This is a genomic window from Pedobacter miscanthi (genome assembly GCF_003315595.1).
Lineage (GTDB): Bacteria > Bacteroidota > Bacteroidia > Sphingobacteriales > Sphingobacteriaceae > Pedobacter > Pedobacter miscanthi.
Genome location: NZ_QNQU01000003.1, coordinates 371,250 through 383,581, shown reverse-complemented (window position 1 = coordinate 383,581; position 12,332 = coordinate 371,250). Strand labels below are relative to the sequence as shown.

The following is a 12,332-nucleotide window of genomic DNA, read 5'->3' as shown; positions in this document are numbered from 1 at the left end:
TTAAACCCTTTCCATTCTGATGGTGTACAATGAATGATTTACAATAACGAGTTTACAGATCCCGTTTTCGAAATGGTAATCGTTATAATTTCCATCAGGCAGATTAATGCGATACTGATGTGCACCATTTTTTTGAATGGGGATAAAGCACTGGAAATTATCAGAATATATTTCGGAAATATTAACCGGCTCTCTGGTGTACAATAACATCATATTGTAATTGATGGGTTGGTTGAGCGTACTCGTTTTATCGCCGCTTTTAAGCTGATAAACATTATTGAGCCAGTTTGTTTTTTTAGCTTCTTTGGCATTGCCATTTACAATCCTGTTTACATTTGAAGTGAGTAATCTGCCATTTTTAAAATGCGCCTGATCTTCGGTTTCTACTTTGATTTTAAACAAAAACCGGGTTTGCACTTTAGATGTTATGGTTAAATAAGTATTGTCACCATCCTCTTTTTGCTGAAAATACATCTGCCCTATAATCTCGCCATTACGTTTGATGTTAAACCTGCTCTGCTGCGCAAAAGCCGATGACAATGAGCAGATGAGAAAAAGTACTGTGGCAACAATTTTCGGATTAACCGGATTTTGGGAAGAGAATTTTTTGTAGGTTTTTGGAGCAAAATATTTCTTGCATACCCAAATAATAATTGCAGGAATCATAGTATCTCTATTTGTTAATTTAGAGCTATTACAACTCATAAAGGATTTACCCCTACGCGGAAAATTATTTTTTTATTTGCCTTGTGTTTAAACCCAAGGCGATGATGCAAAGGAATATTAAAATAGAATGGGCTTGTAAGGTCTTCTTTATTTCTTACACCAGCCTAAGTAATATAATCCTGATGGAAGTGGCCCCGATTTTTCATCGGGGTAAGCGAACAGCAGGACGAACGTTAAATGGAATACAGGTATTGCTTTTCAAAAACCTTTTAAACCATATAAGACATTTGAGAACACGTAAGCTCAAAGAGAGACAATCTCGTTGGTTTAAGAAGGTTTACGTAGGTTTATTCAGTTGCAGTTTTTTCCTCTTCCTCATCTTCCGGAACCTCAATCGTTGGGTCGGTAATGATTTCGGCATTGCCATCACTATCTTTTTTGGCAAACAGAATCGGGTAAAGCAACCAAAGCGCACCAATTATCATCAGTACACCGGCCAGCATCTGGAGATAAATGCTTCCTTTAACATGGTTGGCATTTAAAATTTTATAGGCGATAAAAGAAAGTATGCCTGCAATGAGCACAAAAACAGCTTTCTGCAATTTCAATAGCTTAATCATGGATTCTTTCTTTTAAGTGTAACAATATGTACTAAAACAAAGATAAGCCCAATTAGTTCGAGCAGGCCGCAGAAATAAAATGCGTAAAGTACAAAATCGCGGTTTGCCGGACTAATTACCGCAACAATTGGCAGGGCAATTACGGCCACAATCATCAGTGCAAGCCCGATATTAAATAATTTCACATTAAAAGTATTTACACCAAAACTACCAAAATTCAGTCAATTCTGTTAACTTTGCAACCTTTAATTTTTTGAGGTACTTGATTGATGTATAGCGAATTTAAACAATTGGAACTTGCCAAAATAGGGCAGGAAATACTGGATTTTTGGAAAAAGGAAAATATCTTTGAAAAAAGCATTTCATCCCGTCCTAAATCTAATCCGTTTACTTTTTACGAAGGACCACCGTCGGCCAATGGCATGCCGGGCATCCACCACGTAATGGCCCGTGCTATTAAAGATATTTTTTGCCGCTATAAAACAATCAAGGGTTATCAGGTTAAAAGAAAAGCTGGTTGGGATACCCATGGTTTGCCTGTTGAGCTTGGCACCGAAAAGGAGTTAGGAATTACCAAAGAAGATATTGGTAGAACCATTTCTATTGAAGACTATAACGAGGCCTGTAAAAAAACAGTAATGCGTTACACTGATGTGTGGAACGACCTGACTGAAAAAATGGGCTACTGGGTAGATATGGATGATCCATATATTACCTATAAGTCTAAGTATATGGAATCGGTATGGTGGCTTTTAAAACAGATTTACGATAAAGGATTAATCTATAAAGGTTACACAATCCAACCCTATTCTCCAAAAGCCGGAACAGGATTAAGTTCGCATGAGGTAAATCAACCCGGCGCTTACCGCGATGTTACCGATACCACAATTGTTGCTCAATTTAAGGCCCTGGCTGATACACTACCGGCTTTTTTACAAGCTTTTGGCGATATTTACCTGATGGCATGGACAACTACGCCATGGACTTTACCATCAAACACGGCTTTAACGGTTGGACCAAAAATCGACTATGTTTTAGTCAAAACTTTTAACCAATATACTTTCTTGCCAACCAATGTAATTTTGGCAAAAAACCTGGTTGGAAAGCAGTTCAGTAAAATTTTCTTCGAAAGCAATGAAGCTGAAGATTTTACAAATTTTAAAGCTGGCGACAAAAAAATCCCTTATCAGATACTTGCCGAATGCAAAGGAAGTGAATTGGTTGGAATTAGATATGAACAACTTTTAACTTACACGCTGCCGTATCAAAATGCTGAAAATGCATTCAGGGTAATTTCAGGAGATTTCGTAACTACCGAAGATGGTACCGGTATTGTGCACACCTCCCCAACTTTTGGTGCAGATGATGCTAAAGTAGCCAAAGAAGCTATTCCGGAAGTACCGCCAATGCTGGTATTAGACGAAAATGATACTCCCGTTCCTTTAGTCGATTTACAGGGTAAATTTACCAAACATGTTGGTCCTTTTGGCGGCAAATATGTTAAGAACGAATATTATGATGCAGGCACTGCTCCCGAAAAATCGGTTGATGTAGAAATCGCTATTTTATTAAAAGAAGAAAATAAAGCTTTTAAAGTAGAAAAATATGTTCACAGTTACCCACACAGCTGGCGTACTGATGAGCCGCTTTTGTATTACCCGCTAGATTCGTGGTTTATTAAAGTTACAGATGTTAAAGACAGAATGTTCGACCTTAATGAAACCATTAACTGGAAACCAAAATCGACCGGAGAGGGTCGTTTTGGAAACTGGTTAAAAAATGCGAATGACTGGAATTTATCACGTTCGAGATATTGGGGAATTCCTCTACCTATCTGGAGAACCGAAGATAAAAAAGAAGAAGTATTAATTGGTTCTGTTGAAGAACTTTATAATGCTATTGAAAAATCTATAGCAGCTGGTTTCCAGAAAGAAAATCCTTTTAAAGGATTCGAAATCGGAAACATGTCTGAAGAGAACTATGACCTGATCGATTTACATAAAAATGTAGTGGATCAGATCATTTTAGTATCTCCGTCAGGTAAACCAATGAACCGCGAAAGCGACTTAATTGATGTTTGGTTCGACTCTGGTGCTATGCCTTATGCACAATGGCACTATCCTTTTGAAAACAAAGAAACCATTGATGGAAATGAAGATTTCCCAGCTGATTTTATTGCCGAAGGTGTAGATCAGACCCGTGGCTGGTTTTATACCCTGCATGCGATCTCTACATTGGTTTTTGATAAAGTAGCGTATAAGAATGTAGTTTCGAACGGACTGGTACTGGACAAAAACGGACAAAAAATGTCTAAACGTTTGGGCAATGCCGCCGATCCGTTCCAAACCATTAACGAATATGGTGCCGATGCAACGCGTTGGTACATGATTTCTAATGCAAATCCGTGGGATAACCTAAAATTCGACATTGATGGAATTGCCGAGGTACGCCGTAAATTCTTCGGAACCCTTTATAACACTTATTCTTTCTTTGCTTTATATGCCAACATCGATAAATTCGAAATCGACAAAAACAATTTAAGCAAGGTAGAAGACAGAACAGAGTTAGACCGCTGGATTTTATCGTTATTGCAAACCCTGATCAACGAAGTTGATGAAAGTTATAACACGTACGAGCCAACCAAAGCTACGCGTGCTATCCAGGCTTTTGTTGATGAGCATTTAAGTAACTGGTACATCAGGTTAAGCCGTCGCCGTTTCTGGAAAGGCGAAATGACCGACGATAAACGCGCTGCTTACGAAACATTATACACCTGTTTAGAAACCCTGGCACAACTGATGAGTCCGGTAGCGCCTTTCTTTGCCGATTGGTTATACAGAAACCTCACCATTACCGATGCTTATGCAGAGCAGTCTGTTCACTTAACTTTATGGAAAGAGGCCGATCAAAGTTTAATCGATAATGCCCTTAACGAAAGAATGCTTTATGCCCAGGATATTTCATCAATGGTTTTATCATTGCGTAAAAAATCAGGCATCAATGTACGTCAGCCATTAGAGAAAATCTTAATTCCATCATTAAGTGGCGATTTCGAGCAAAAAATCTCGAAAGTGGCAGATTATATCCTTTCTGAAACCAATGTGAAGCAAATCGAATTCATTACCGATACACTGGGCATCGTAAAGAAAAAGCTTAAGCCAAACTTTAAATCGTTGGGTAAAAAGGTTGGAAAAGATATGAGCCTGGTTAAAGCAGCTTTAGAATATTCGAATCAGGATGATATCCAGCGTTTAGAAAATGATGGCTTCATCATCGTAATTGGAAGTAATGGTGAAGAATTTACCATCAATTTAAATGATGATGTTGAGGTTTTTGCAGAAGATATTCCAGGATGGCAGGTAACCAACCTGGGCAGCTTAACCGTTGCTTTAGATGTTACCATTACCGAAGAGCTGAAACAGGAAGGTATTTCGCGCGAACTGGTTAACCGCATCCAGAATTTAAGGAAAGAATTGAACTTTGAGGTGACCGATAGGATTAAAGTTTCGTTACAAAATGATAACTTGGTGGCCGGTGCAGTTGCAAAAAACAAGGGTTACATTTGCGCGGAAATACTGGCCGATGAATTTGAATTAACAGATACTGTAAATAATGCAAACAAAATCGTGATTGATGATGTTGAGTTAAGCATTTCAGTAACTAAAATATAAATCCATATATTAGAAAACTAAATTAAAAACATGGAAAACAGTAATAAAACACGCTACTCAGACAGTGAACTTCAGGAATTCAAAGAATTGATCCAAGATAAATTGCGCATGGCGAAAGAAGAACTTAATTCGCTTACCGCATCTTTAAGTAATCCTAATGCTAACGGAACCGAAGATACTTCAGGTGCTTACAAAACACTCGAAGATGGTTCGGCAACAATGGAAAAAGAGCAGATCAATCAATTGGCTGCCCGTCAACGTAAATTTATAGATAACCTGGAAAATGCTTTGGTGCGTATCGAGAACAAAACTTATGGTATTTGCCGCGAAACCGGTAAACTGATCCAAAAAGAACGTTTACGCGCTGTACCTCATGCAACTTTAAGCATGGAAGCTAAATTAAAGCAGAGTTAATGAAAGGCTATACAAAACCTTTAATTGTAATCTTTTTGGTTTTACTGGCCGATCAGCTGGTTAAAACCTGGGTTAAAACCCACATGTACATACAGCAGGAGTTCCACATCATTGGTAAATGGTTTATTATCCATTTTACCGAAAATAACGGGATGGCCTTTGGTATGGAGTTTGGCGGCGAATTTGGTAAACTGGCCTTATCTCTCTTCCGCATTGCAGCGGTTGCAGGTATTGGCTATGGTTTGCACTATTTAATCAAACATAAATATCACCGCGGTTTAATTTTAAACGTTGCCCTTATCTTTTCAGGTGCATTGGGTAATATCATCGATTCCGTTTTTTACGGTAAAATTTATGGCTACGAAAGCTGGTTCCACGGCCGTGTGGTAGATATGTTCTACTTCCCGATTGCCGAAGGACATTTTCCTACCTGGTTCCCAATTTGGGGAGGCGAAGAGTTTGTTTTCTTCAGGCCTGTTTTTAACCTTGCAGATGCAGCCATTTCTGTTGGGGTGATATTGATCCTCATCTTCCAGAAAAACTACTTCAAAGAAGATGTAAAAGATGAAGTAAGCATCAACAGTGAGATTGTGGAAGATTAATCTAATAAATTGTCATTCTGAGCCTGTAGAAGAATAACTCAATATCACATAAAACATTGCCCATTTCTTAACGGAGATGGGCTTTTTTCGTTTATTGGTTGGTGTCACACCAACCAACGAGAATGAGCCAGAGCCAAAACATAAATCAAATTCTTTTGGAAAGCAGGTACAGAAGCAAATATTTAAGTCTGTTCCCGCTATCCTTACTGCCAATGGGGTCTGTGCTTTTCCTTTTTGCCTGGCATTAAACCAACCAACCAGATAAAAATCACAACAATGCTAAAATACATTGGCATTCATTCTATCGGGTTTATTAACTTTGGATACTGCAGGGAACAAATAGCCAGGTATTTATCTGGCATATTGAACAGCCAGGTCGTCATCCTGAATTTATTTCAGAATCTTTCCTGCAATTAAAATAAAACCTAATTTATTGTTTGGTGTCGTACTACCAATCAGGACTAACTGTTTAATGATCTATATAAGAAACAATGATCAATTTCCCCGATATCTCATACCTCCAGTCAGGAAACGAAAAGCAGGTGAAAGTTTACCAGGTTTTAACAGATCATCAGGTTTTAGAAAAACTCCTACCCTATCAACCCATTTTAGTCGGGACCATTCCGATTAATATTGATATTGAAAGCAGTGATTTAGACATCATCTGCGAAATATCCGACCAAAACGAATTCATCAGTGCATTAAAAAAGCAGTTCAGACAGGAAAAAGAATTCACAATTTCTAAAAGTCCAAAATTCGAAGCCATTAAAGCCAATTTTATCATTGATGGATTTGAGATAGAAATCTTTGGGCAAAAGATTCCCACAACGCAGCAAAATGCTTACCGCCACATGTTAATTGAACACAAAATACTTCTGGAAAAAGGTGAAGCATTCAGGCAGGAAATTATCAATTTAAGAAAGCAAGGGTACAAAACAGAACCTGCCTTTGCCAAATTACTCAGAATTGAGGGGGATGCTTATGAGGAGTTACTAAACTTAGAAATCTAACTAATACTCCCATCTGCGGGCCGTCATCTCGACCGCAGTGGAGAGATCTATAAGTAGGGTAACTATAGATTTCTCCATTCCGTTTCACTCCAGTCGAAATGACGGTCGTTTATTAAATTAGCATCATGAACGGAGTCGAAGAACCTCCATCTTATTGCACCACATCACCTCAGAACACAATCACTACCTTATTCCGATTTTTTAAAATATATTTGGGAAAACCAAATATCATGAAATTACATTACATCCTTTTACTGCTCATCACATTGAGCACTTCGGCTTTTGCTCAAAAAAGTCTTTTTAACGGAAAAAACCTAAATGGCTGGCACGTAGATGTACCGGCGATGGATAAAAAGCCAGATACCATTAACCCATTTATCGTGCGGAACGGCCTTTTGGTAAGTTTAGGTACGCCTGGTGGACATTTAATAACCGATAAGATTTATAAAAATTACCAGTTAACCGTTCAATACCGTTTTGCTGGTAAACCGGGCAATTGCGGTGTGCTCGTTCACGCATCAACACCGAGGGCGCTGTATGGTATGTTCCCAAAATCGCTGGAAGTACAGATGCAGCATAAAGATGCGGGCGATTTCTGGTGCATTGAAGAAGATATTACCGTACCCGATATGCTTGCCCGCCGCGGCCCAAAGGAAAACTGGGGTGTAAATGGCGACAAACTCCGCCGGATTAAAAACCTGACCGATGATAGCGAAAAACCTGTTGGCGAATGGAATACCATGGTAATACAATGTCTGAATAACGAAGTAAAAGTTTGGGTAAACGGTACACTGGTAAACTATGGCACAAACTGTACGGCAAGCAGCGGCCAGATTGCTTTACAGGCTGAGGGCAGCGAAGTAGAGTTTAAACAACTTGATTTGAAGCAGATTAAAGAGTTGTCTAAATAAAATTTTGCTCCATTGCACATAATTTTGTTAATAGCTTTAAATAAAATGGTCGTCATCTCGACCGAAGCATAGTGGAGTGGAGAGATCTATCTCGAGACAGATTTCTCGGCTGCGTTGCACTTCGCTCGAAATGACGACCACTTGAGCAAAAAAAAAGAAGTCAAGTTTTAAAAACTTGACTTCTTTCTAAATATGTAAAGTTCCCTTTAGGGGATTTAGGGGTTAAACGCCTAAAAGCAATCTAGCCGGATCTTCTAACAGTTGTTTCACACGAACCAGGAAGCCAACCGACTCACGTCCGTCGATAATCCTGTGATCATAAGATAATGCAACATACATCATCGGACGGATTACTACTTCACCTTTTTCAGCTACCGGGCGCTCAACAATGTTGTGCATACCTAAAATGGCTGATTGTGGGGCATTGATAATTGGTGTCGACATCATCGAACCAAATACACCTCCGTTAGTAATGGTGAATGTTCCACCAGTCATTTCTTCGATGGTTAATTTGCTATCGCGAGCTTTTAAAGCCAGTTCTAAAACAGATTTTTCGATCTGTGCCAAAGTCATGCTTTCTGCATTACGGATTACCGGAACCACCAAACCTTTTGGAGCAGAAACCGCAATAGAAATATCAGCGAAATCATTATAAACCAATTCTTCGCCTTCAATGCGACCATTAACCGCAGGGAAATCTTTTAAAGCTTCGGTAACGGCTTTGGTAAAAAAGCTCATAAAACCTAAACCAACTCCAAATTTCTCTTTAAACTGGTCTTTATATTTTCCGCGTAAATCCATAATAGGCTTCATGTTAACTTCGTTAAAAGTGGTTAACATTGCGGTTTCATTTTTAACAGCAACCAAACGTTTTGCAACTGTTCTGCGCAGAGGCGACATTTTCTCACGACGCTCGCCACGGCTACCAGCAGGAGCAGCAGCAGCTACCGGTGCACTGGCTTTTGGTGCTTCTGGTTTTTTACCAGCTTCAGCTTTAACAGCATCATCCTTGGTAATACGGCCATCAACACCAGTACCTTTTACTGCAGCGGCATCAATTCCTTTTTCTGCAAGGATTTTACCGGCAGCAGGTGACGGAGTTCCTGTGGCATAAGAGTCCTTAGTCGATAGTCCAGAGTCTTGAGTCTTCGGTGCTTCGGCAACAGCAGCTGGTGCCTGAGCATCAGACTTAGGGCTTGGGGCTTCAGACTTAGGACTAGCAACTGCACCGCCATCTTCAATTTTACAAACTACTGCACCAATGGCTAAAGTATCGCCTTCGGCTGCTATGGTTTTTAAAGTTCCTGCCTGTTCTGCGGTTAATTCGAATGTAGCTTTATCCGATTCTAACTCGGCTATTACTTCATCCATTTCAACAACATCGCCATCGTTTTTTATCCAACGTGATAAAACAACTTCGGTTATCGACTCACCTACAGGTGGAACTTTTATCTCTAAACTCATTTTTGTAATGTTATGTTTTTATCGTTAAAGGTTGAAATGTTGTAAAGTTCGATGTTCCGGGTACTTAACCCTAAACCTCAAACCTTACACTTTAAACCTATCTTATTAATCATCAAAACGCCAAACGCTCAGCGCTCAACGCTAGTCTATCTGAACCAGTTTTTTTGTTGCCTTTTTAGCAATATCCTTTACATCTTCTGTAACTGATACTTCTAAAGCTTTAGCTAAAATATAAGCCTGTTGGTTAGCATGTTGTTTTGCAAAACCGGTTGCTGTACTGCTGCTTTCTCTTCTCGAAATTACATCAATGCCTTTCAATGCGGTTTTATACAATCTTCGGAATAGATATGGCCATGCGCCCATGTTTTCTGGCTCTTCCTGTACCCAGAAAATTTCTTTGGCATTTTTATATTTTTTCTGAATAGCTTCCATCTGATCAACCGGAGTTGGATACAACTGCTCTACACGAACCAAAGCTACATGTTTGATTTTATCAGCCTGTTGTTTCTCCAGCAATTCGTAATAGATTTTACCACTACAGAAAACAACACGGGTTACCTCAGCAACTTTAGCATTTACATCATCAATCACTTCTTTAAATCCTCCTTCAGTAAATTCTTCTAATGGAGAAACACAGGCCGGATGGCGTAATAAACTTTTTGGCGTAAATACCACTAAAGGTTTACGGAAATCGCGTTTAAACTGACGGCGTAATACGTGGAAGAAGTTTGCCGGAGTAGTACAGTTTGTTACCTGCATGTTATAATCAGCGCAAAGCTCCATAAAACGCTCAATACGTGCTGATGAGTGCTCTGGTCCCTGGCCTTCGTAACCGTGAGGCAATAACATTACCAAACCATTTTCGCGCTGCCATTTGGTTTCGGCACTTGCAATATATTGATCTACTACAATCTGTGCGCCGTTAAAGAAATCACCAAACTGTGCTTCCCAGATGGTTAGCGCATTCGGGTTTGCCATAGCATAACCATATTCGAAACCTAAAACACCATACTCTGATAAGTGTGAGTTGTAAATATCAAACGGTGCCTGCTGGTCTGAAATGTTTGCCAACGGTACATATTCTTCCTCACTATCTTCAAGCGTTAATACGGCATGGCGGTGAGAGAAAGTACCACGTTCAACATCCTGACCGCTTAAACGAACACGTTTACCTTCTGATAACAAGGTACCATAAGCCAGCTGCTCGCCCATTGCCCAGTCGAAAACATGTGTTTCGTTAACCATTTTGGTGCGCTCAAGAAATAATTTTTCAATTTTCTTGAAGAATTTTTTATTAGATGGTAAAGCAGTAATGCGTTTACCGATTTCAAGCAAAGTAGATTTTTTAACTGCGGTAACCGGCGAAGTTTCGAAATCTTTAGGCGTTGCCATACGTAAATCTGCCCATGCACCACCGAATTTAACTTCAGCATTACCGGCAACAAATTCTTTGGCTTCGTTTAAACGTTCCTGCAAAATACCACGGAAATCTTTTTCCATTTCTTTTGCCAAACCAGCTTCCAGTTTACCTTCTTTAGTTAACTGCTCAATATAAATTTCCCTTGGATTAGGGTGTTTTTCGATGGTTTTATATAACAACGGCTGCGTGAATTTAGGTTCATCAGACTCATTGTGGCCAAAACGACGGTAACAAAGAATATCGATAAATACATCATTTTTGTATTTCTGACGGTATTCCATTGCTAAATTAATCGCATAAACCAAAGCTTCAGGATCATCACCATTGACGTGAAAAACCGGAGATAAAGTCACTTTTGCAATATCAGTACAATAGGTACTGGTACGTGCATCTTTATAATTTGTGGTAAAACCGATCTGGTTATTGATTACCAGGTGGATGGTTCCACCGGTTTTATAACCTTCAAGGCCTGCCATCTGGATCACTTCATAAACAATACCCTGTCCGGCAACTGAAGCATCACCGTGGATCAAAATTGGTGCTAAACGACTGTTATCGCCACCATATTTGAAATCGATTTTCGAACGGCTCATGCCTTCTACCACGCCATCCACTGTTTCGAGGTGAGATGGATTTGGGCAAAGACTCAGGTGAACACTTTTACCTGCATTGGTAGTTACATCGGTTGAGTAACCTAAGTGATATTTTACGTCGCCGCCAAATGGAGTATCAGGATTATAACTTTTACCTTCAAACTCTGCAAAAATATCTTTGTAGGTTTTTTGCATGATGTTGGCCAACACGTTTAAACGACCGCGGTGGGCCATACCGATTACAAATTCTTCGATACCTAATTCAGCACCTTTTTCGATAACCGAATCCAATGCCGGGATTAAAGCCTCAGCGCCCTCTAAAGAGAAACGTTTTTGACCCAAAAATTTTGTTCCAAGAAAATTTTCGAAACTTACTGCTTCGTTTAATTTCCGCAGAATGCGTTTTTTCTCTTCAATAGAGAAATTTGGTGTATTACGTGCACTTTCCATTTTTTGCTGAATCCAGTTCAACACTTCTGGTGTACGTAAAAATTTAAATTCTGCACCGATAGAGTGTGCGTATGTCTGTTTTAAAAAGGCTACAATATCTTTCAATTTTGCGGCACCGATACCAATCTCCACACCAGAATTGAAAACCGTTTCCAGGTCTGCGTCAGATAATCCAAAATTGGCAAGATCCAAAGTTGGTAAATGTTTACGTCTTTCGCGCACCGGATTGGTATGCGTAAACAAGTGACCGCGGCTGCGATAGCCATCAATCAGGTTTAAAACATTAACCTCTTTTAAAAAATGTTCAGGAGTTTCAGCTGTTACTGACGGGGCTTCAGATCCTCTTCCAAAATCAAAACCCTCAAAAAACTTTTGCCAACCAAATTCAACTGATTCAGGATCTTGTTGATACGACTGATATAAAGAATCTATGTATTCGGCATTTGCGCCGTTAAGATAAGATAAACTATCCATTATTTACTGTTTACTATAAGCACTACAAAATTAGAAT

At 39.4% G+C, this 12,332-nt stretch carries 10 protein-coding genes; 5 read left to right on the top strand and 5 right to left on the bottom strand.

Annotation, left to right across the window (positions count from 1 at the left end):
* From DRW42_RS05300 to DRW42_RS05290, 3 genes are all read right to left on the bottom strand, one after another.
* Positions 1 to 666 (bottom strand): DUF6134 family protein, encoded by a 666-nt coding sequence (locus tag DRW42_RS05300; RefSeq protein WP_113947779.1) that lies wholly within the window; start codon positions 664 to 666, stop codon positions 1 to 3.
* 347 nt (positions 667 to 1,013) lie between these two features.
* Positions 1,014 to 1,286, bottom strand: coding sequence for an isoleucyl-tRNA synthetase (locus tag DRW42_RS05295; protein WP_208643502.1), 273 nt, complete (start codon positions 1,284 to 1,286; stop codon positions 1,014 to 1,016).
* Entirely contained in the window at positions 1,283 to 1,471 is a 189-nt protein-coding gene (locus DRW42_RS05290) for a hypothetical protein (protein WP_113947778.1), read from the bottom strand. The genes DRW42_RS05295 and DRW42_RS05290 overlap by 4 nt, the downstream gene beginning before the upstream one ends.
* A gap of 84 nt (positions 1,472 to 1,555) precedes the next feature.
* Here DRW42_RS05290 and ileS point away from each other — a divergent pair, with 84 nt between their 5' ends.
* The 5 genes from ileS to DRW42_RS05260 all read left to right on the top strand — a co-directional run bounded on the left by ileS (position 1,556) and on the right by DRW42_RS05260 (position 7,894).
* Positions 1,556 to 4,957: an isoleucine--tRNA ligase gene (gene ileS, locus DRW42_RS05285; protein ID WP_113947777.1), complete on the top strand. Its 3,402-nt coding sequence runs from the start codon at positions 1,556 to 1,558 to the stop codon at positions 4,955 to 4,957.
* Positions 4,958 to 4,987: 30 nt separating this feature from the next.
* Positions 4,988 to 5,371: a TraR/DksA family transcriptional regulator gene (locus DRW42_RS05280; RefSeq protein ID WP_113947776.1), complete on the top strand. Its 384-nt coding sequence runs from the start codon at positions 4,988 to 4,990 to the stop codon at positions 5,369 to 5,371.
* Entirely contained in the window at positions 5,371 to 5,973 is a 603-nt protein-coding gene (locus tag DRW42_RS05275) for a lipoprotein signal peptidase (RefSeq protein ID WP_113947775.1), read from the top strand. Before DRW42_RS05280 ends, DRW42_RS05275 begins: the two co-directional genes overlap by 1 nt.
* Positions 5,974 to 6,464: 491 nt before the next feature.
* Positions 6,465 to 6,983: a DUF4269 domain-containing protein gene (locus DRW42_RS05265; protein WP_113947773.1), complete on the top strand. Its 519-nt coding sequence runs from the start codon at positions 6,465 to 6,467 to the stop codon at positions 6,981 to 6,983.
* 230 nt (positions 6,984 to 7,213) lie between these two features.
* A complete protein-coding gene (locus DRW42_RS05260) occupies positions 7,214 to 7,894 on the top strand; it encodes a 3-keto-disaccharide hydrolase (protein WP_113947772.1) in 681 nt (226 codons plus the stop codon).
* Positions 7,895 to 8,116: 222 nt separating this feature from the next.
* Here DRW42_RS05260 and odhB read toward each other — a convergent pair whose 3' ends face one another.
* Together odhB and DRW42_RS05250 are read right to left on the bottom strand one after the other, a co-directional pair.
* The gene (gene odhB, locus DRW42_RS05255) at positions 8,117 to 9,358 is read right to left on the bottom strand and encodes a 2-oxoglutarate dehydrogenase complex dihydrolipoyllysine-residue succinyltransferase (RefSeq protein ID WP_113947771.1); all 1,242 of its coding nucleotides are present in this window, start codon (positions 9,356 to 9,358) and stop codon (positions 8,117 to 8,119) included.
* Positions 9,359 to 9,499: 141 nt separating this feature from the next.
* The gene (locus tag DRW42_RS05250; RefSeq protein ID WP_113947770.1) at positions 9,500 to 12,295 is read right to left on the bottom strand and encodes a 2-oxoglutarate dehydrogenase E1 component; all 2,796 of its coding nucleotides are present in this window, start codon (positions 12,293 to 12,295) and stop codon (positions 9,500 to 9,502) included.
* Positions 12,296 to 12,332 lie beyond the last annotated feature (37 nt).